This window comes from Afipia felis ATCC 53690 (assembly GCF_000314735.2).
Lineage (GTDB): Bacteria > Pseudomonadota > Alphaproteobacteria > Rhizobiales > Xanthobacteraceae > Afipia > Afipia felis.
Window position 1 is genome coordinate 2,169,619 of record NZ_KB375270.1, and the last position, 20,166, is coordinate 2,189,784.

Annotated in this window: 21 protein-coding genes; 10 read left to right on the plus strand and 11 right to left on the minus strand. The window is 63.2% G+C overall.

Annotated elements, in window-relative coordinates; genetic code table 11:
- Window positions 1-75 precede the first annotated feature (75 nt).
- From HMPREF9697_RS10295 to HMPREF9697_RS10310, 4 genes are all read left to right on the plus strand, one after another.
- Window positions 76-867 carry an inositol monophosphatase family protein gene (locus HMPREF9697_RS10295; RefSeq protein ID WP_002717146.1) on the plus strand — a complete coding sequence of 264 codons (792 nt, stop codon included), beginning with the start codon at window positions 76-78 and terminating at the stop codon, window positions 865-867.
- Between the two features lie 136 nt (window positions 868-1,003).
- On the plus strand, window positions 1,004-2,011 hold the full coding sequence (locus HMPREF9697_RS10300) for a MotA/TolQ/ExbB proton channel family protein (protein ID WP_002717147.1): 1,008 nt from the start codon (window positions 1,004-1,006) through the stop codon (window positions 2,009-2,011).
- 4 nt (window positions 2,012-2,015) lie between these two features.
- Entirely contained in the window at window positions 2,016-3,035 is a 1,020-nt protein-coding gene (locus HMPREF9697_RS10305) for a peptidoglycan -binding protein (protein WP_002717148.1), read from the plus strand.
- Window positions 3,032-3,484 carry a GNAT family N-acetyltransferase gene (locus tag HMPREF9697_RS10310; RefSeq protein WP_002717149.1) on the plus strand — a complete coding sequence of 151 codons (453 nt, stop codon included), beginning with the start codon at window positions 3,032-3,034 and terminating at the stop codon, window positions 3,482-3,484. The genes HMPREF9697_RS10305 and HMPREF9697_RS10310 overlap by 4 nt, the downstream gene beginning before the upstream one ends.
- Here the strand turns inward: HMPREF9697_RS10310 and HMPREF9697_RS10315 are convergent.
- A complete protein-coding gene (locus tag HMPREF9697_RS10315) occupies window positions 3,481-5,331 on the minus strand; it encodes an ABC transporter transmembrane domain-containing protein (RefSeq protein WP_002717150.1) in 1,851 nt (616 codons plus the stop codon). The two genes, HMPREF9697_RS10310 and HMPREF9697_RS10315, sit on opposite strands and share 4 nt — an antisense overlap.
- A 180-nt stretch (window positions 5,332-5,511) precedes the next feature.
- Between HMPREF9697_RS10315 and rpmE the strand changes: the two genes are divergently transcribed.
- Complete coding sequence (rpmE, locus tag HMPREF9697_RS10320) at window positions 5,512-5,739, plus strand: 50S ribosomal protein L31 (protein WP_002717151.1); 228 nt, start codon at window positions 5,512-5,514, stop codon at window positions 5,737-5,739.
- A gap of 85 nt (window positions 5,740-5,824) precedes the next feature.
- On the opposite strand, the gene rcdA is transcribed toward rpmE, so the two are convergent.
- Window positions 5,825-6,331, minus strand: a complete 507-nt coding sequence (gene rcdA, locus HMPREF9697_RS10325) for a protease adaptor protein RcdA (protein ID WP_002717152.1) — start codon at window positions 6,329-6,331, stop codon at window positions 5,825-5,827.
- 314 nt (window positions 6,332-6,645) lie between these two features.
- Complete coding sequence (locus tag HMPREF9697_RS10330) at window positions 6,646-6,837, minus strand: DUF1192 domain-containing protein (protein WP_002717153.1); 192 nt, start codon at window positions 6,835-6,837, stop codon at window positions 6,646-6,648.
- A gap of 141 nt (window positions 6,838-6,978) precedes the next feature.
- On the opposite strand from HMPREF9697_RS10330, the gene HMPREF9697_RS10335 reads away from it, so the two are divergent.
- On the plus strand, window positions 6,979-7,977 hold the full coding sequence (locus HMPREF9697_RS10335) for an NAD(P)H-quinone oxidoreductase (protein ID WP_002717154.1): 999 nt from the start codon (window positions 6,979-6,981) through the stop codon (window positions 7,975-7,977).
- Window positions 7,978-8,084: 107 nt separating this feature from the next.
- A complete protein-coding gene (locus tag HMPREF9697_RS10340; RefSeq protein ID WP_002717155.1) occupies window positions 8,085-11,087 on the plus strand; it encodes an EAL domain-containing protein in 3,003 nt (1,000 codons plus the stop codon).
- Between the two features lie 20 nt (window positions 11,088-11,107).
- On the opposite strand, the gene HMPREF9697_RS10345 is transcribed toward HMPREF9697_RS10340, so the two are convergent.
- Window positions 11,108-11,761 (minus strand): YqgE/AlgH family protein, encoded by a 654-nt coding sequence (locus tag HMPREF9697_RS10345; RefSeq protein ID WP_002717156.1) that lies wholly within the window; start codon window positions 11,759-11,761, stop codon window positions 11,108-11,110.
- Between the two features lie 96 nt (window positions 11,762-11,857).
- Between HMPREF9697_RS10345 and HMPREF9697_RS10350 the strand changes: the two genes are divergently transcribed.
- Together HMPREF9697_RS10350 and HMPREF9697_RS10355 are read left to right on the plus strand one after the other, a co-directional pair.
- The gene (locus HMPREF9697_RS10350) at window positions 11,858-12,709 is read left to right on the plus strand and encodes a protein-disulfide reductase DsbD domain-containing protein (RefSeq protein ID WP_002717157.1); all 852 of its coding nucleotides are present in this window, start codon (window positions 11,858-11,860) and stop codon (window positions 12,707-12,709) included.
- A gap of 72 nt (window positions 12,710-12,781) precedes the next feature.
- Window positions 12,782-13,267, plus strand: a complete 486-nt coding sequence (locus HMPREF9697_RS10355; protein WP_002717158.1) for a peroxiredoxin — start codon at window positions 12,782-12,784, stop codon at window positions 13,265-13,267.
- A gap of 49 nt (window positions 13,268-13,316) precedes the next feature.
- On the opposite strand, the gene rnhA is transcribed toward HMPREF9697_RS10355, so the two are convergent.
- The 3 genes from rnhA to ispH form a co-directional block, all read right to left on the minus strand.
- Window positions 13,317-13,772 (minus strand): ribonuclease HI, encoded by a 456-nt coding sequence (rnhA, locus tag HMPREF9697_RS10360; RefSeq protein ID WP_002717159.1) that lies wholly within the window; start codon window positions 13,770-13,772, stop codon window positions 13,317-13,319.
- A complete protein-coding gene (locus HMPREF9697_RS10365) occupies window positions 13,769-14,749 on the minus strand; it encodes a homoserine kinase (protein ID WP_002717160.1) in 981 nt (326 codons plus the stop codon). Before HMPREF9697_RS10365 ends, rnhA begins: the two co-directional genes overlap by 4 nt.
- Window positions 14,750-14,890: 141 nt before the next feature.
- The gene (gene ispH / locus HMPREF9697_RS10370; RefSeq protein ID WP_002717161.1) at window positions 14,891-15,883 is read right to left on the minus strand and encodes a 4-hydroxy-3-methylbut-2-enyl diphosphate reductase; all 993 of its coding nucleotides are present in this window, start codon (window positions 15,881-15,883) and stop codon (window positions 14,891-14,893) included.
- 286 nt (window positions 15,884-16,169) lie between these two features.
- Here ispH and HMPREF9697_RS10375 point away from each other — a divergent pair, with 286 nt between their 5' ends.
- Complete coding sequence (locus tag HMPREF9697_RS10375; RefSeq protein WP_002717162.1) at window positions 16,170-16,871, plus strand: DUF1013 domain-containing protein; 702 nt, start codon at window positions 16,170-16,172, stop codon at window positions 16,869-16,871.
- Between the two features lie 58 nt (window positions 16,872-16,929).
- On the opposite strand, the gene HMPREF9697_RS10380 is transcribed toward HMPREF9697_RS10375, so the two are convergent.
- The 4 genes from HMPREF9697_RS10380 to HMPREF9697_RS10395 all read right to left on the minus strand — a co-directional run bounded on the left by HMPREF9697_RS10380 (window position 16,930) and on the right by HMPREF9697_RS10395 (window position 20,150).
- Window positions 16,930-17,631: a DsbA family protein gene (locus HMPREF9697_RS10380; RefSeq protein WP_040307898.1), complete on the minus strand. Its 702-nt coding sequence runs from the start codon at window positions 17,629-17,631 to the stop codon at window positions 16,930-16,932.
- Window positions 17,632-17,671: 40 nt separating this feature from the next.
- The gene (locus HMPREF9697_RS10385) at window positions 17,672-17,932 is read right to left on the minus strand and encodes a hypothetical protein (protein ID WP_002717164.1); all 261 of its coding nucleotides are present in this window, start codon (window positions 17,930-17,932) and stop codon (window positions 17,672-17,674) included.
- A gap of 12 nt (window positions 17,933-17,944) precedes the next feature.
- Window positions 17,945-18,151, minus strand: coding sequence for a DUF6494 family protein (locus HMPREF9697_RS10390; RefSeq protein WP_002717165.1), 207 nt, complete (start codon window positions 18,149-18,151; stop codon window positions 17,945-17,947).
- A 79-nt stretch (window positions 18,152-18,230) separates the two neighbouring features.
- Complete coding sequence (locus HMPREF9697_RS10395; protein ID WP_002717166.1) at window positions 18,231-20,150, minus strand: propionyl-CoA synthetase; 1,920 nt, start codon at window positions 20,148-20,150, stop codon at window positions 18,231-18,233.
- Window positions 20,151-20,166: the final 16 nt, after the last annotated feature.

A 20,166-nucleotide genomic window follows, 5' to 3' on the forward strand; every position in this document is an offset into this window, starting at 1 on the left:
GGCCTTTGACGCCAATACCCTCGCCTGACTGTGCTGGATTATTCCGGCTTTTCCCTTACCCCAAGATCGCGCACCATGCTTCATTCCGCTCTCATCAACGTCATGGTCAAGGCCGCGCGCCGCGCCGGCCGCAGCCTCAAGCGCGACCTGGGCGAAATCGAAAACCTTCAGGTGTCGCTGAAGGGCCCCGCCAATTTCGTCTCGGCGGCCGACCGCCGCGCCGAGCAGATGCTCTATGACGATCTCATCAAGGCGCGTCCCGGCTACGGCTTCCTCGGCGAAGAAGGCGGCACACGCGAGGGCACGGACAAGAGCAATACGTGGATCGTCGATCCGCTCGACGGCACCACGAACTTCCTGCATGGCATTCCGCAGTTCGCGATCTCGATCGCCTTGCAGCGCGAAGGCACGATCATCGCGGGCGTGATCTACAATCCGGGCAATGAGGAGCTCTACATCGCCGAGCGTGGCAAGGGCGCGTTCCTTAACGACACGCGGTTGCGCGTCGCCGCACGCAAGAAGCTCGAGGATTGCGTGATCGCCTGTGGCCTGCCGCATATCGGGCGCGGCGACCATGAATTGTCGCGCCGCGAAATGGCGGAGTTGCAGCCGCGCGTTGCGGGCCTGCGCCGCTTCGGCGCAGCCTCGCTCGACATGGCATTCGTCGCCGCCGGCCGCCTCGACGGCTACTGGGAACGCAATCTCAAATCATGGGACATCGCCGCAGGCCTGATCATGGTGCGCGAAGCGGGCGGCACCGTCAGCGGCATCGAGGGCGGCGACACCGCGCTCGAGACGGGGCACGTCGTGTGCGGCAACGAGATCATCCAGCGCGAACTGGTGAAGATTCTCAAGCCGCTGGGCTGACAGCGTCGCATCAATGCGGCGGCGAAAATCGCACCGATTTTAGTTCCCCACATAGCGCCTTTCGCTACTGGTTTCCTCGACGCACCGTGCCATAGTAGGCTGACGCACGGCGTTCAACGAGGAGCAACAGTCCCGCATGGCGAAGCACCCTCCTGTGACTGCTGACGACATCGTCGTCACCAAACTGTCATCGCCGCGGATCTTCCTGGTCCGCATGCTGGTGTTTCTGGTGCTATGCGCCCTCGTCTGCGTCATCCTCTACAAGCAGATCTGGACCGCCTTCCTCGCCAATCCCGGCCTCAACGCTTTGATCGGCGCTGTACTGCTGATCGGAACGCTGCTGTCGTTCCGGCAGGTGCTCCGGCTTTATCCTGAAGTCGCGTGGGTCAATCACTTCCGCGTCTCCGATCCCGGCCTTGCGCTCGACCGGCGGCCGGTGTTGCTCGCGCCGATGGCGGCGATCCTGTCCAATCGTTCGGGCCGGATGAGCATCACCCAGCAGACCATGCGGCACATGCTGGATTCGATCGCCACGCGTCTCGACGAGTCGCGCGACATCTCGCGCTACATGACCGGCCTGCTGGTTTTCCTCGGCCTGCTCGGCACCTTCTGGGGCCTGATCGAGACCGTGGGCTCCGTCGGCAAGGTGATCGACGGGCTGAAAGTCGGCGGCGAAGCAGGCGCGATGTTCGAAACGCTGAAGGAAGGCCTCGCCGCGCCGCTCGGCGGCATGGGCATTTCATTCTCGTCCTCGCTGTTCGGTCTCGCCGGATCGCTGATCCTCGGCTTCCTCGATCTGCAATCGAGCCAGGCGCAGAACCGCTTCTATACCGACCTCGAAGACTGGCTCGCGAGCACCGTGCGCGAATATGCCGGCGATGCCGCGCTCACCGGCACACATACGGACATGACGCCCGCGATCGAGCGGCTGCGCGAGGCGGTCGAAAGCATGGGCTCCAATCGCGCAGGCACCACGGCAATGGCGAACCTCGCCGAGGCCATTCAAGGCCTCGTCAATCATATGCGCGAGGAACAGGGCCTGATCCGCGAATGGGCGGATTCGCAAGGCGAGCAAAACGCCGAGATCAAGAAACTCTTGGAACGCATCGCGCGCCCGAACGGCGCGCTGCAACGGGAATCCTGACATCATGGCGTTGGCGCGCTCACGCCGCAACGGCGAGTCCAGCCTCAACTATTGGCCGGGATTCGTTGACGCGTTGTCCACGCTGGTGCTCTCCATCGTGTTCCTACTGTCGGTGTTCCTGGTGGTCCAGTTCTATCTGTCGCAGGAAGTCTCCGGCAAGGACAAGGCGCTGGAGCGACTCAACGCACAGATCGCGCAACTCACCAATCTTCTCTCGCTTGAAAAAGTCTCGAGCGGCGGCCTCAACGACCAGATCGCGCAACTGCGCGCGAGCCTCGCGACCGCTGAAGCCGAGCGCGACCGGGCCAAGGGGATGGCCGAAAGCCTCGGCGGCGGTGCGAACGGCGGCGGCGATCTCAACAAGCAGCTTGCCACCGAGAAGCAGATTTCCGAACGCGCGCTAGCGCAGGTCGAGGTCCTGAACCAGCAGATCAGCGCGCTGCGCCGCCAGCTCGCGGCGCTGGAAGATGCGCTCAACGCGTCCGAACAGAAGGGCAAGGAATCGCAGGAGAAGATCGCCGATCTCGGCCAGCGCCTGAACGTCGCGCTGGCGCAGCGGGTGCAGGAATTGTCACGCTATCGCTCTGAATTCTTCGGGCGGCTGCGCACCATCCTCGGCGACCGGCCCGACATCCGGATCGTCGGCGACCGTTTCGTATTCCAGTCGGAGGTGTTCTTCGATTCCGGAAGCGCGGCGCTGTTGCCCGAGGGGCGCAACGAACTCGACCAGCTCGCAAATGCGCTGGGTGATCTCGAAAAGAAAATCCCGGCGGAAATTCCGTGGGTGCTACGCGTCGACGGCCACACCGACGTGCGCCCGATCAACAGCCCGCAGTTCAAGTCGAATTGGGATCTGTCGGCTGCCCGCGCGATCTCGGTGGTGCAATATCTGATCTCGCGCGGGGTGTCGCCGCAGCGGCTGGTCGCGGCGGGCTTCGGCGAATTCCAGCCGCTCGACACCGGCACGACCGAGGATGCCTACAAGCGCAACCGCCGCATCGAACTCAAGCTCACCGAGCGATGAGGCTGCGCCCCTACCGCGCAGCCGACGAGGACGCGCTGATCGCGCTGTGGCAGCGCACCTGGCAATATGCCTACCCTTCGATCGATTTCGGCGAGCGGCTGTCCGCGTGGCGGCATCGCTGGCGCACCGAGCTGGTGCCGGGCGCGCGCATCACGGTTGCGGAAAATGACGCGGACGCGGTCGGCTTCGTCACGCTCGACGGCTCGGGCTATCTCGACCAGCTTGTCGTCGCGCCGGAAGCGTGGGGTTCTGGCGCTGCGGATGCCCTGGTCGATGAAGCGAAGCGGCAATCGCAAGGAACGATCACGCTATTGGTGAACGCCGACAATGCCCGCGCCATCCGCTTCTATGAGCGTCACGGCTTCCGCCACACCCACGACGACGTGAACCCGACATCCGGGCGCAAGGTGCATGGGATGAAGTGGGAGCGGCCAAAGACCGCCAGCTAACCGCCCTCGAACTGCAGCCGCGCCAGTCGCGCATAGAGACCGTTCGCTGCAACGAGCGAGGCATGTGTGCCCTGCTCGACGATGCGGCCGTGCTCCATCACCAGAATGCGGTCGCATGACAACACGGTGGCGAGGCGATGCGCGATCACCAGCGTGGTGCGGTGCTGCATCAGTTCCTCCAGCGCGGTCTGCACCAGCGTCTCGCTTTCGGCGTCGAGCGCCGACGTCGCCTCATCGAGCAACAGCAGCGGCGCATCGCGCAGAATTGCGCGCGCGATCGCGATGCGCTGGCGCTGGCCACCCGACAGAGTGACGCCGCGTTCGCCGAGCTGCGTTTCGAATCCATGTGGCAGGCGGCTGAGAAATTCCGTGGCGTGCGCCTGCTCGGCGGCGCGCTCGACATCGGCATCGGAGGCGTCGGGGCGACCGAAGCGGATATTCTCGCGCGCGGTTGTGGCAAAGATCGCCGAATCCTGCGGCACCAGCGCGATGCGCGAGCGCAAGTCTTCCGGCGTCACCTCGTCGATCGGCACACCATCGAAGGTGATCGAGCCGTTTCGCGGATCGTAGAAGCGCAACAGCAGATGAAACAGCGTGCTCTTGCCCGCACCCGACGGGCCGACCACAGCGATCTTCTCGCCTGCCTTCACTGCAAACGACACGCCGTCCACCACGAAGGCCTCCGGCCGCGTCGGATAGGCGAAGCGCACACGGTCGAACACGATGTCGCCGCGCGCGGGCTCCGGCAGATGTTTCGGATGAACGGGCGCGGTGATGTCGGACTTCACGTTGAGGATTTCGAACAGACGTTCGGCCGCGCCGGAGGCTTGCGCGATTTCACCCCAGACCTGGCTCAACTCGCCGAGCGCGCCTGCGGCAAATGCCGCATACAGGACGAACTGACCGAGCCGGCCGGCGGTGATCTGTCCGGTGATGATGTCGTGGGAGCCGACCCACAGGATCAGCACGACGGAAGAGAAGATCAGGAAGATCACGACGGCGGTGAGCCACGCGCGCGCGCGGGTCGAGGCACGGGCCGCCTCATAGGCGCGCTCGACTTCGTTGCCGAAACGCGCCTGCGCTAGCAGTTCGTTGGTGAAGGCCTGAAGGGTGCGGATCGCGCCGATTAGTTCGGACGCATAGGAAGAAGCGTCGGCCAGTGTATCCTGCGCGCCGCGCGAGAGCTTGCGCACGCGGCGGCCGAAGCCGACGAGCGGCAGCACGATCAGCGGGATCGCGGCGAGCACGAAGCCCGACAGCTTCGGGCTCGATACCACCATCATCGCCGCCGCGCCGAGGAATAGCACGAGGTTGCGCAACGCGATCGACACCGACGCTCCGACCGCCGACTTGATCTGCGTGGTGTCGGCGGTGAGCCGCGAGACCAGCTCGCCGCTATGGGCGGTGTCGAAGAAGGACGGCGACAGCCGTGTGAGATGCTTGAACACGTCGCCGCGCAGATCCGCAACAATGCGTTCGCCGAGCGTGATGACAAAGTAATAGCGCATCGCGCTGGAGGCAGCGAGCACGGCAACGACGCCGATCATGACGCCGAAGTAGCTGTTGATCATCGCCACGCTTTCGGCGCTGAATCCGAAATCGATCATGCGCCGAACCGCGAGTGGCACGGCGAGCGTCGCGAGCGAGGCGATGATCAGGGCAACCAGCGCGCCAAAGGCGCGGCCGCGGTAGCGGCCGATATAGGGCGCGAGCGCCAGCAAAGGGCGCAGGCCAGGGCGCTTGGCGCGCGTCTTGATTTCAGGCGGGGACGTCGTTTCTGCTGCCTTGACCTCGGCCGAGGCCGACACGGCCTGCCCCTCCGCCGGAATGCGTTCCACCACGTTCATCGCGCCAACACCGCTGTCTTTGTTCAGGCTTCCCAATAGGCTGCAGATATCCCGCTGGCAAATGCGGCGCTCTGCGATGGGTCAAGCTGCTTGTCTGAAACCGTCCCGTGGGGTATAGACCCGCCAAATTCGCCCCACAAATTACCGATCAGCAAGGCGCAAGCCGCCGAAGGATTTGCCATGAAAGCCGAAATTCATCCGGATTATCATACGATTAAGGTCGTGATGACCGACGGAACCGAGTACCTCACGCGCTCGACCTACGGCAAGGAAGGCGACACGCTGAACCTCGACATCGATTCCAAGTCGCATCCGGCCTGGACCGGCGGCACCCAGCAGATACTCGATCGCGGCGGCCGCGTCTCCCGGTTCCAGAAGAAATTCTCGGGCTTCCTCAAGAAGGACTAAAGTCCTCTCTTTTGCGCCCGTTCGAAAAGCAAAACGCCCCGCGCTCACGCCGGGGCGTTTTTTTCGTTGAGCGTTTCAAGGACGCTCAGTTCTCGAACGCAGCCCGCAGCCTGTCGAGTTGCGGCATCAGCGGATTGCCTGGCGCGCCCGCATCCTGCTTCTCAGCGTGCATGGTCGCGTCGAGCCGGCGTACCTTCGCCTGCAGTTCCGTTGAGCGCGTAATCAAAGCCTGCAATTGTTCCGGCAGCTTTTCGATCAGGTCGCTCGATCCCGGCTCGGCTGCGGTCAGCTTGACCTTGGTCTTTTCGCGATTGGCCTGATTGAGCGTCATCTCGCCTTCGCGCACCGCGCGATGCAGCAACAGCCACGACGCCAACTGCATCAGCCGCGTGGTGAGACGCATGCTCTCGGTCGCGTAGGTCAGGCCGACGGCGCGCTCGAGCGTCTTCGCTTCCGCGCGGCCTTCGCCATCGAGATACGCCGCCGTCTCTTCGACGAGATTCATTCCATCACGGAACAAATCCTGGAACGCCGGTGAATTGGTGAAATGCTCGCTCAGCAGGATGAGCCCATCCCGCGCCTGATCCGACATGGTTAACGCCTTGAACCTGTTACGCCTGTTACGCGCCGTTTCTTATGATGAACAAATCATTGCCCCCCGGCGGCGCAGGAGTCCAGCCGGTTAACCGACCAAATCGGGATATGGTTTCCATGACATCTGCATGAAGCAAAAAAAGAGCCGCCGGAAACCGGCGGCTTTTGAAAGTTGATAACAGGGAGGCGTCAAACAGAGTGGACAGGAGCCACTCGGCGTCCAAACAAGGACACTCTGGTCATAAACGCGAAAGCTTAATGTGTCGTAAATGAACGAATCCGTTTACCCTTCCTTTGCAAAGGTGACGGCGCTCACGACTTGAAGAAACCCGCCGCTGCATCGCGCGAAGCGCGCTTCTTTACAGCCTCCGCTTTCAGCCGCTCGATCTCCGCCTCCAGCATCCCGACACGCTCGTTCAGATCGTCAAGCGATAGAAGCGACAGATCCTGTCCGAGTTGATGCGTGATCTTCGGCCGCGGCCTGTCATCGTCGTCGATCGGCATGTCGTTCTCCCTCAAGTGGCATCTGTTGCTCCGCAGCCTGCCACAGTGCCGCGCTCCGGGTCGAGCCGTCGGGGCTGACTCCCCCGCCGTTCGATGGCATACCCTGCTGATCCCAACTTCGACTTTTCCAAGGACGCCCGCATGGACAAGCTTCCCACCCACATGACCGCGATCGCCATTTCCTCGCCGGGAGGCCCGGAGGTGCTGGTGCCCGAGCAACGCGACGTGCCGAAACCGCGCGCGGGCGAAATCCTGGTTAAGGTGGAAGCCGCCGGCGTCAATCGCCCCGACGTACTGCAGCGGATGGGCAAATATCCCGTGCCTCCGGGCGCGAGCGACCTGCCCGGCCTCGAGATCGCAGGCACCGTCGTCGCGCTCGGCGAAGGCGCACAGAAGCACAAGATCGGCGACCGGGTGATGTCGCTCACTGCGGGGGGCGGTTACGCCGAATACTGCGTTGCCCCGGATGCGCACGCCATCACCATTCCCGAAGGGCTCTCGATGAAGCAGGCGGCAACGCTACCCGAGACGGTGATGACCGTGTGGCACAACGTGTTCGAACGCGGCGCGCTCAAGCCCGGCGAGACGCTGCTTGTGCATGGCGGCTCATCCGGCATCGGCACCACCGCGATCCAGATGGCGAAGGCCTATGGCGCGAAGGTGATCGTCACCGTCGGCGGCCAGGACAAGGCCGATGCCTGCCTCAAGCTCGGTGCCGATGTCGCGGTGAACTACAAGACCCAGGATTTCGTCGCCGAGGCCAAGACCGCGACCGACGGCAAGGGCGTCAACGTCATCCTCGACATGGTCGGCGGCGATTATGTCGACCGCAACTACGATGCCGCCGCAACCGAAGGCCGCATCGTGCAGATCGCCTTCCTCGGCGGCCCGAAGGCCACCGCCAATTTCGGCAAGCTCATGATGAAGCGGCTCTGGCACACCGGATCAACACTCCGGCCGCGCTCCAACGAGGACAAAGCGGCGATGGTGGGCGCCATCGAAGCGACGGTCCTGCCCTGGATCCTGAAGGGGCAGCTAAAGCCCCTGATCGACAGCGAGTTTTCCCTCCGGGATGCCGCCAAGGCCCACGCCCGGATGGAAAGCGGCCAACATATTGGCAAAATTGTGCTCACGGTTTGACGGGACAAAAGGCTGTAAACCCTTTGATTCATCTCGCATTCGTGTCATTGATCGCGCTCCCGCCGGGCCCCTGAGGGGCCTGGCGCCCGACCGCGGAGACAGACACCTTGCGTTCGATCAGATGCTACGCGCTGCTCGCGCTCAGCTTCCTGATGTTGGCACTCTCGCAGCCGGCGCATGCGGTCGACGCCATCAGCGTCCGGACCGATGCGCCCGCCATCGACCTTACCGGCGTTCTCGAGTTCCAGCACAGCGACACCGACCGCATCCAGGTTTCGACCGCGCCCGGTCCTGACGGCATCGTGCGCCGCATCGAGGTGCGCGCGCGTGAAGGCGGCAAGAACTGGGTGGTGTTCGCGCTGACCAACACCACCGACGAGCAGATCGACCGCCTGATCGTGGTGCCGCATTATCGCATCGTGTCCTCCGGCCTGCTGTGGCCGGACCTCGGCCTGTCGCGCATCGCGACCATCACGCCATCCGCCGGCGACCGGCCCGACCGGCAGGACAGTTCAACCGCCGACATTTTCCGCATCACGCTCGATCCCGGCGCTGTCGTGACTTATGTCGCGGAACTGCGCACCGACGCCATTCCGCAGCTCTATCTGTGGGAACCGGAAGCCTACAAAGACAAGGTCAACTCCTTCACGCTGTATCAGGGCATCGTGATCGGCATCGCGGGCCTGCTCGCGCTGGTGCTGACGATCCTGTTCGTGGTGAAGGGCAGCATCATGTTCCCCGCCGCCGCGGCGCTCGCCTGGGCGGTGCTGGTCTATATCGGCGTCGACTTCGGATTCTGGGGCAAGGTGTTCGACATGTCGATCGACGCCGAGCGAGTCTGGCGAGCATCCGGCGAGGCGATGCTGGCGGCGACGCTTCTGGTGTTTTTATTCGCCTATCTCAATCTGTCGCGATGGCACGTGCGCTATTCGCACATCACCATCGGCTGGCTCGCCTTCCTCGGCGCGCTCGTGGCACTTGCGTTGTTCGATCCCGCCGTTGCCTCCGGCATCGCGCGCATCTCGCTGTTCATGATCGCCGGCGCGGGCTTCGTGCTGATCGTGTATCTCGCGACGCAGGGCTTCGACCGCGCCGTGCTGCTGATTCCGACCTGGTTCCTGTTCCTGGTCTGGGTGATCGCAGCGGGCATGACCGTCACCGGCGCGGTGACCAATGACATCGTCGGCCCCGCGCTGCTCGGCGGCCTCGTGCTGATCGTGATGCTGATCGGCTTCACGGTGATGCAGCACGCCTTTGCCGGCGGCGCGACCACCGGCATCGTCTCCGATGTCGAACGCCGTGCGCTGGCGTTGACCGGCTCAGGTGATCTGATCTGGGACTGGGACGTCTCCGCCGACAAGGTGTTCACCAGCCCCGAGACGGAAGGCCTGCTCGGTCTCAAGCGCGGCACGCTCGAAGGCCCCGCCGCGCGCTGGCTCGAAGTGCTGCACCCGCTCGATCAGGACCGCTTCCGCGCAGCGCTCGACAGCGTGCTCGACCAGCGCCGCGGCCGCCTGGTACAGGACTTCCGCCTGCGCACGCCCGACGGACATTTCATGTGGTTCGCGCTGAAGGCGCGCCCGGTGGTCGGCTCCGACGGCGAAGTAGCGCGCGTTGTCGGCACACTGTCCGACGTTACCGAGAGCAAGAACGCCGAAGAGCGCATGCTGCACGACTCGGTGCACGACAACCTCACCGGCCTTCCGAACCGGCAATTGTTCATGGACCGTCTCAACGCGATGGCGGGCTTTATCAAGACCGCGCCGAACCTGCGTCCGACCGTGATGGTGATCGATCTCGACCGCTTCAAGCAGGTCAACGATTCCGTCGGCATCGCGGTCGGCGATTCCATTCTGCTGACACTGGCGCGGCGGCTCACCCGCATCCTCAAGCCGCAGGACACGCTGGCGCGTCTCGCAGGCGATCAGTTCGGCCTGCTGCTGACCTCCGAGCACGAGCCCGCGAAGATCACCGCGCTCGCCGAGACCATCCGCAAGACGATCCGCGCACCGATCGCCTTCAACGAGCGCGAGATTTTCCTCACCGCCTCGATCGGCCTTGCGCTCAGCGACCCGCAGGCACCGCTGACCGACGAAATCGTCAAGGATGCCGAGCTTGCGATGTATCACTCCAAGCGGATCGGCGGCGACCGCATCGACGTCTACAAACCGCCGATGCGCGCGCGCAAGACCGACCGCCTGACGCTGGAGTCCGACCTGCGTCGCGCCATCGAGCGGCAGGAAATCACGATCCTCTATCAGCCGATCATGCGGCTGGAGGATCGCGCGGTGGCGGGCTTCGAGGCGCTCGCGCGCTGGGACCACCCCAAGCTCGGGCGCATGTCGCCGTCCGAATTCATCTCCATCGCCGAGGAGATCGGCCTGATCGTCGATCTCGGCCTGTTCGTGATGGACACCACCGCCAAGCAGTTGAGCACCTGGCAGCGCGCGACGCGCACCCGTGTGCCGCTGTTCGCGAGTGTGAACGTTTCCTCGCGCCAGTTGCTGCGCCACGATCTGATTCACGACGTACGCGGCGTGCTGTCACGCTCGGCCGTCGCGCGCGGATCGCTCAAGCTGGAACTGACCGAGTCGCTCGTGATGGAGAATCCCGAGCACGCCGCCCAGATGCTGCAACGGATCAAGGAGCTCGGCATCGGCCTGTCGCTCGACGATTTCGGCACCGGCCATTCCTCGCTGTCCTATCTGCAGCGCTTCCCGTTCGACACCATCAAGATCGATCAATCCTTCGTACGCACGACGCGCAACGGCGCACGACCGACGCTGCTGAAATCCATCATCGCGATGGCGCACGATCTCGGTATGGAAGTGGTTGCGGAAGGCGCTGAGACGGATTCGGACGCGGTGGAGCTTTATCAGCTCGGCTGCGAATACGCGCAGGGCTTCGCCTTCGGCGAGCCGATCGACGCGGCAAGCGCGACGCGCCTCCTGACCGGCGACAAGACTGAGACGCCGCGGCCGCGCCGCCTGTTGCAGCGCGCCTCGTCGACGCCGGCTTCGAGCGCTGCTTCGACTGCGGCCCCTGCGAAACCTGCAGCGGCAACAGTGACCACTGCCACTCCGGCCGCCGCGCCTCAGGAAAGCCGCTGACGGCTTTCCGGTAACGCGCCTCAGGCGTGGCCTGCGCTGTTGGAGAGCATCCCGAGATCGATGCCGATCTTCTTCAGTGCACGCTGATACTTGTCGTCCATGTCACGACCGAAGATCAGGTCGGGATCGGCGGGGCAATGCAGCCAGCCGTTGTGCTGGATTTCATCTTCCAGCTGCCCCGGCGCCCAGCCGGCATAGCCGAGCGCAAGAATCGCCTGTCTCGGCCCCGTACCCTGCGCAATCGCCTTGAGGATATCGAGCGTCGCGGTCAGGCAAATGCCGCCATCGATCGGCAGCGTCGCGTCCTTGATCGAATAATCGGACGAATGCAGAACAAAACCGCGGCTGGTTTCGACGGGTCCGCCGCGCAGGATCTTCACCGTTTCGCCATCATCGGGCAGTTCGATCGGCTCGGCCTCGTCGACGATATCGAGCTGCCGCAGCAACTGCGGAAAATCGATGCTGCCGGCGGGACGGTTCACGATAATTCCCATTGCGCCATCAGCGGAATGCGCACAAACATAGATAACGGAACGTGCAAACCGCTCATCTTCCATCACCGGCATCGCAATAAGGAGCTGTCCGTCGAGATAAGTCGTTTCCGTCGAAACAGCCTTTCCCGACAGCTCGTCAGAGCCGACTGGCTGTGTCCCGGATGTCCGTTTCTCGTCCATCAAACCGTCTCTTTGTTCTCGCCTGATCCTGATATTGGGTGCCCTGCCTGTCAATCAACCAACCCTCTTCTCGCACCGTGTTTGTAAAGACGTCGCATGAATGACATTGTTCCCGTAACGCTTCGTGCCTTTGCGCTCGCGGCTGCAACGCTCCTTGCCCTGCCATGCGTGTCACGCGCGCAGGATGCGTCGCCCTGGACCCGCGACAGCCATGCGCAGCTCCGGCTGCTCGCAGGCTCGCGCAACGGCCCGGTGCTGCTTGGCGGCATCAGCTTCAAGCTCGATCCGGGCTGGAAAACCTACTGGCGCACGCCCGGCGATTCCGGCGTGCCGCCGCGGTTCGATTTCTCCAAATCCGAGAATGTCGAGGCCGTCACGGTGCTGTGGCCGGCACCGAAGGCCTTTCCCGACGGCGCGGGCGGCACTGCGCTCGGCTACCACAACGACATCGTGATCCCGCTGCGCATCGCGGTGCGCGATCCGAACAAGCCGGTGACGCTGAATGCCAACATTCAGTACGCTGTCTGCGAGAAGCTGTGCGTTCCGGCGCAGGCCGATCTCACGCAAGCCTTCACCAGCGTGGCCAGCACCGAGGACAGCACGCTGAGCGCGGCGCTCGACCGCGTGCCGAAGCCAGCCAATGTCGGCGATCCGAATCCGCTGACCATTCGCGATGTCAAACGCGTCGGTCCCAAGACCGTGCAGGTCGATGTCACATCCGACCAGAAATCGGATAAGAAAGACGAGCCTGCGTTGTTCGTCGAGGGTCCGTCGCCCGACTGGGCGCTGCCGGTGCCGAAGCTTGCTCCGCATCATCCGCCTGGCGTGAAACGTTTCGTGTTCGATCTCGTCGGCGTGCCATCCGGCGTCAATCCGGAGGGCGCGGCGCTCAAATTCACCCTGACGGGCGGCGAGCGCGCTTACGAATTCAACGTCAATCTTTACTGAGCGGCGAAGCGCAACACTGGCCTGCGTAACGCCTTCCATCTAACCTGCACCATTATTTTTAGGGAGAAACTCATGACCATTAAAGTCGGCGACAACCTGCCGCAGGCGACCTTCACCGTGATGACGGAAGAAGGCCCGAAGCCGAAGACCACGGACGAGATTTTCAAGGGCAAGAAGGTGGCGCTGTTCGCCGTTCCGGGCGCCTACACCGGCACCTGCCACAAGATGCACATGCCAAGCGTGTTTCAGAACGCCGCCGCGATCAAGGCCAAGGGCGTCGACACCATCGCCGTCGTCTCCGTCAACGACGCCTTCGTGATGAAGGCCTGGAAGCGCGACACCGACTTCAATGACGAGGCGATCTACCTCGCCGACGGCAGCGCCGATTTCGCCAAGGCGATCGGCCTCGACATCGACCTGTCCGCGCGCGGCCTCGGCATCCGCTCGAACCGCTATTCGATGCTGGTCGAGAACGGCGTGGTGAAGAAACTCAACCTCGAGCCGAACCCCGGCAAAGTCGAAGTGTCCGGTGGCGACACGCTGCTCGGACAGCTTTAAGAATTCCAACGATCATTGACAAAAATGCCCGGCCTTGCGCCGGGCATTTTTATTTCAGGCGATGTTCGGCCAACCCGTCGCGCGCCAATTGATCGGCCCGCTCGTTCTCGACGTGCCCGGCGTGGCCCTTGATCCAGTGCCAGCGCACCGCGTGCGGCTTCAAGGCCGCATCCAGCCGCTGCCAGAGCTCGGCATTCTTCACCGGCTTCTTGTCGGCCGTGCGCCAGCCGTTCCTCTTCCAGTTATGAATCCAGCTCGTGATGCCCTGACGCACATACTGACTGTCGGTGGTGAGATCGACGCTCGCCGGCTTCTTCAGCGCCTCCAGCGCCGAGATCGCCGCCATTAATTCCATGCGGTTGTTGGTGCTCGGGTTCTCGCCACCCTTCAATTCTTTCTCGACCTCGCCGAAACGCAGAATCGCGCCCCAGCCGCCTGGCCCCGGATTTCCCGAGCAGGCACCGTCAGTGAAGATCGTCACATGGGGACGGGGCGGTTCGCTCACGTCACACTTTCCGACGTCGCAAGCCCGTAATCGGCGATAGTCCGCACACCCTGATGGAAGCGCAGCTTGCGGACATATTCGAGCGGATCCTTCGGCTTCACCAGTGCGCCCGGCGGCACGTTGAGCCAGTCCACCAGCCGCGTCAGCAGGAAGCGCAGCGCGGCGCCGCGCGCGAGCAGCGGAAACGCCGCCTGCTCTTTCGCGCCGAGAGGCCGCACCTTGCCGTAAGCGTTGAGAAACGCTCGCGCCTTGGTGACGTTGAAAGAATGATCGACCTCGAAGCACCACGCGTTCAGGCAGATCGCGACGTCATAGGCGAGCAGATCGTTGCAGGCGAAATAGAAGTCGATCAGGCCTGACAGCCTGTCGCCGAGAAACAGCGCATTGTCGGGAAACAGGTCGGCATGGATGATGCCGCGCGGCAGATCGGCCGGCCAGTTTTTTTCCAGATGAGCGAGTTCGACGCCGAGAAAATCGCGCAGACCCGGCTGCACCGTATCCGCGCGCGCCTCCGCCACCTCGAACAATGGCCGCCAGCCCGAAACGGACAGCGCATTGGCGCGCGACATCGCAAAATCGGCACCTGCGAGATGCAGCTTTGCGAGCGCCTCGCCGATCGCGGCGCAATGCACGACACCCGGCTTGCGCGGCCACACGCCTTCCAGAAAATCGATGATCGCCGCCGGGCGTCCCGCGAGCACACCGAGCGTCTCGCCGCTTTTGCTCGCCACAGGCTGCGGACAGATGATGCCGCGCGCAGCGAGATGTCCCATTAAGTTCAGGAAGAACGGCAGGTCGCCCTTGGCGACGCGCTTTTCATACAGCGTCAGGAAGAAATAACCGCGCGTGGTGTGCAGCAGGAAATTGGAATTCTCGACGCCCTCGGCGATGCCCTTGTAGGAGAGCAACTCGCCGAGATCGTAACCGGACAGGAAGCCCGCAAGCTCGTCGGCGGCAACGTCGGTATAAACCGCCATCTTGAGTGTTCCGATTCCGAAATTGCTGTCGTCACGACCCTTGATGCGACTGACGGAATCAAGGGCGTTGCGCGATCATATCACCGGCGGGAGGCCGGGTTGAAGATGGAGCCGCGGCGAATTCGCGCCGCTTGCACAATCTCAGCCGACGGCCTTCTCTGCAGCCGCCGCCACTTCATTGCGCAGCGGTCGCGGCAACGGGAAGAATTCGTCTTCCTCGGCCGCCGAGACGGTCTCGACATGCAGCTTATAGTGCGTGGCGAAAGCGTCCATGATCTCCTCGACGATCACTTCCGGCGCTGACGCACCCGCAGTGATGCCGAGGCTCGAAATGCCCTCGAACTTCGACCAGTCGAGCTCGGATGCGCGCTGCACCAGCACGGAGACCTTGCAGCCCTCGCGCTCGGCGACCTCGCGCAGGCGCTGGGAGTTCGAGGAGTTCGGCGAGCCGACCACGATCATCGCATCGACCTTCGGCGCGACCTTCTTCACCGCGAGCTGGCGGTTGGTGGTGGCGTAGCAGATGTCTTCCTTGTGCGGACCGTCGATGTCGGGGAAACGCTCCTTCAACACCGCGACGATCTCCTTGGTGTCGTCGATCGACAGCGTAGTCTGGGTGACGAAAGCGAGCTTGGAGGCGTCCTTCGGCTGGAACGACCGCGCCGCGTCCATGGTCTCGATCAGCACCACCGCGTCCTTCGGCAACTGACCGAGCGTGCCGACCACTTCCGGATGGCCGGCATGGCCGATCAGCAGGATTTCGCGGCCGCGCTTGAAATGGATCGCCGCCTCACGGTGAACCTTGGTCACCAGCGGGCAGGTCGCGTCCAGGGTGAAGAAATGGCGTTTGTTGGCTTCGGCCGGGATCGCCTTTGGAACCCCGTGAGCCGAAAACACCACCGGCGCGTCGGTCTGCGGAATTTCGTCCAGTTCGGCGACGAAAATCGCGCCCTTGTCACGCAGGCTCTCCACCACGTAGCGGTTGTGCACGATCTCGTGACGCACATAGACCGGCGCGCCGTAGAGTTTCAGGGCGCGTTCGACGGTATCGATGGCCCGCACCACCCCGGCGCAGAAGCCGCGGGGGGAACAGAGCACGATCGAAAGCGGCGGTTTCTCGGTTTGCAGGGTCATTTTTCAGCCGAAACAGGGGTTTAGAGCGGGTCAAGAACCGGTGTCCCTGAATATAAGGGTCCGGTCGCGCCAGGCCAAGCCAATCAGGCTTATGTAAAAGAGATAGCGGGGGAATAGGAGCCGCATCCCCTCCCCTGTCAAGCCCGCCCTTCCCGCCATTGGGCGGATTTCTGGCAGGTTGCGCGGCAAGGCGGTGACGGATTATATAGGTGCGAATTCCCGTCATCCCGATGACCAGACGGCTTCGCCCTTCAAAAAGGCGGGCGAAGCACAAAGGAGATTTGCCATGAGCAATGCACCGCTGATGCCGAAAGCGACGGCCGTATGGCTGGTCGACAACACGGCACTGTCGTTCGATCAGGTCGCCGATTTCACCAAGATGCATCCGCTCGAGGTCCGCGCCATCGCCGACGGCGACGCCGCGCAGGGCATCAAGGGCATGGATCCGATCTCCACCGGCCAGTTGACCCGCGAGGAGATCGAAAAGGGCGAGAAAGACCCGGACTACCGCCTGAGGCTGCAGGAATCCAAGGTGGTGCTGCCGACCGCCGCGAAGAAGAAGGGCCCGCGCTACACGCCGGTCTCGCGCCGCCATGAGCGCCCGAGCGCCATTCTCTGGCTGGTGCGCAGCCATCCCGAACTGAAGGACGCGCAGATCATGCGCCTCGTTGGCACCACCAAGACCACGATCGCGAGCGTGCGCGACCGCACCCACTGGAACGCTTCGACGTTGACGCCGATGGACCCGGTGACGCTCGGCCTGTGCACCCAGATCGAACTCGATTTCGAAGTGCAGCGCGCGGCGAAGGAAAAGCCAGCCACGCAGGAATATGGCGGCGTCACGCTGCTCCCGGCATCCGAGACCACGCGCCGCGAGGCCGAGCACGACGCTCCGCTCTCCGCCAAGGAGCAGGAAGACATCAATGTTGATGCGGTATTCGCCAAGTTGAAGACGCTCGGCCACGATAAGAAGTCCGACGAGGAGTAAGCACACTCCGCCGCTTCATGCGGTCACGACATCGGTGAGATGAAAAAGAAGCGCCGCGCTATTTCGCCGGCGCTTCTTTCGTTTTTGGCTTGCTCTTGGTCTTCGGCGCGGTCTTGCCGTTCTCGGCTTTCGCCTTGGCACGCGCATCGGCAATCGCGAGCTTGAACAGCTCCGGCTTCATCACGCCCGGAATGCGGAACGTGCCGACGATAAAGGACGGCGTGGAATTGAAGCCGAGCCCTTCAGCCTGCTCGTTGTTGCGCGCGAGTAGCGCCTCGATTTCGGTCTTGTGCGCTTCAAGATCGGCCTTCGCCCGCGCCACATCGACACCGGCGGCCGCGAGCGTCTCGTCGATGGTGCCCGTGGTGAGTCGTCCGACCCGCGACATCAGCGCCTTGTGTGCCGCTTCGAACTTGCCCTGATATTTCGTGGCCAACACGAGACGCGAGGCTTCCGGTGATGGCGGACCGAGGATCGGCCAGTCCTTCAGCACGAGCCGTACGTGTCCATCTTCCTTGATGATCTTTTCAAGCTCAGGCGACAGTGTCTTGCAGTACGGACATTGGTAGTCATACCACTCGACGATGGTGACATCGCCGTTGGGATTGCCGAGCGCGGGAATTTCCGGATCGCGCAGGATGCGCTCGCGGCTCGTGACATTGTCAGGCTCGGCACGAAGGTCCGACGCTACGCCGCCTGCAAGCACCAGAACCGCCAGGGCGAGAGCGGAGGCGCGAAGTCTCAATATTGTTGTCATCATGATCCGTTCTACGGCTGAAATCGTGCCGCGTTACATATGCTCAACGGCCGTTGAGCATATCCTCGGCGAGGTTCTTGTGCGCGCGTTCGACTCCAACCTCCGAGCGCGAGGCACGCGAGGCGGCAACGTCGCGATCGCGACGGCAGGCGACGTAAGGCTGCGACCCGGGCTCGCCCTGCTGGCGGCAGATCGCATCGTCATCCGTCGCTGCCGCTTGCGGCAGCGACGTGCGTTCGAACTGCGCACAGGCCGACACCAGAAGGCTCGCGGCAAGCGCAGCGATTGCAATTGCAGGTCTCACGATCGCAGCACTCTATTCGAGGTCGATGCGTGCTTCCACGACATGCGTGAAATCGATACCCCCGAGATGCAGGGTAACTTTGGCGGGAAGTTTCTCATTGCCTTTCAGCCTTCCATCGGCGATAGCGCCGCGGATGGCGGCTTCGATCTCACGTTGGCTGGTGATTCCGACTTTCTTGAGAAAGCCCCGCAGGCTGATGTTGAATGTGTCCTCATTCATCGCAAAGACTCCTCCCTGCCGACAACGACGCCACCCTCCGGCAGCATCCTTCCCTCGCTAGGCCGGATAGCCCCGCTTCTCAAGCCTTTTCTGGCGTCGAGTCCTTCAGCGCGGCGCTGATATCGTCCAGAGCCTTGGGGTCCTCGATCGTCGCAGGCATGGTCCAGGGGTCGCCGTCCGCGATTTTTTTCATCGTGCCGCGCAGAATCTTGCCAGAACGTGTCTTTGGCAGGCGCGGCACGATGACCGCACGCTTGAAGGCCGCAACCGGACCGATCCTGTCGCGAACCATGCCAACCACCTCGTTCTCGACCGCCATGGCTGCGCGTGTGACACCCGATTTCAGTACCAGGAAGCCGCAGGGCACTTCGCCCTTGAGCTGATCCTTGACGCCGAGCACGGCGCATTCGGCGACATCCGGATGCGAGGCGAGGATTTCCTCCATGCCGCCGGTCGAGAGCCTGTGCCCAGCGACATTGATGATGTCGTCGGTGCGGCCCATCACGAACACATAACCATCCTCGTCCTTGTAGCCGGCATCCGAGGTTTTGTAGTAGCCGGGGAATTCGCTGAAGTAGGCTTCCCTGCAGCGCTCGTCCTGTTGCCACAGCGTCGGCAGGCAGGACGGCGGCAGCGGCAATTTCACGACGATCGATCCCGTGGTGTTGGCAGGCACCGGCTTCGACGATTCATCGACGATATCAACCTGATAACCCGGCATCGGCACGGTCGCCGAACCCGGCTTCACAGGCAGTGCGCCGATGCCGACGGGATTGCCCGCAATCGCCCATCCGGTTTCAGTCTGCCACCAATGGTCAATCACCGGACGCTGCAGCCGCGCCTGTGCCCATTCCACCGTCGGCGGATCGGCGCGTTCGCCGGCAAGAAACAGCGTGCGGAAGTGCGACAGGTCGTACTTCTTCATCAGCACGCCGTCGGGGTCTTCCTTCTTGATCGCACGAAACGCCGTCGGCGCGGTGAACAGCGCGACAGCCTTGTGCTGCGCGATCACGCGCCAGAACGCACCGGCGTCCGGCGTGCCGACCGGCTTGCCCTCATAGAGGATCGTCGTGTTGCCGTGGAACAGCGGCCCGTACACGATGTAGCTGTGGCCGACCACCCAGCCGATGTCGGACGCGCTCCACCACACCTCACCCGACTTGATGCCGTAATGGTTCGACATCGACCATTTCAGCGCGACCATGTGGCCGCCATTGTCGCGCACCACGCCCTTCGGCACGCCGGTGGTACCAGACGTATAGAGAATGTAGAGCGGATCGGTCGCGAGCACCGGCACGCACGCCGACCGCTTGCCGGCATCGAGCGCCTTCTTGCGAAGGCTTGCCCAGTCGTGGTCGCGCCCGGCAATCAGATCGCATTGCTGCTGCGACCGTTCGAGAATGATGCAGGCATCAGGCTTGAAGGATGCAAGCCTGATCGCTTCGTCGAGCAGCGGCTTGTACTGCACGGTGCGGCCGGGCTCGATGCCGCAGCTTGCGGAGAAGATCAGCTTCGGCTTGGCGTCGTCGATGCGGGTCGCAAGCTCCTTCGCAGCGAAACCGCCGAACACCACCGAGTGGATCGCGCCGATGCGCGCGCAGGCGAGCATGGCGATCACTGCTTCCGGCACCATCGGCATGTAGATGACGACACGGTCGCCCTTGGCGACGCCGAAATCTTGCATCACCGCGCCGAGCGTTTCGACCTCCTGCTGCAACTGCGCGAAGGTGAAGGTCGTGATCGTGTTCGTTAGCGGAGAGTCGTGGATGAGAGCGAGCTGGTCGGCCCGCCCGCCTTTGACGTGGCGGTCGACCGCGTTGAAACAGGTGTTGACGACACCGCCTGCGAACCAGCGGCCGTACAGGCCCATCGCCGGATCGAAGACTTTTTTCGCAGGCTCGAACCAGTCGATTTCCTTCGCGGCTTCGCCCCAGAACCCCTGCGGATCACGCAGGGAACGTTCATGGATTTCCGCATACCGGGCTTTTGCATCACTCATCGGACAGTCTCCGGAC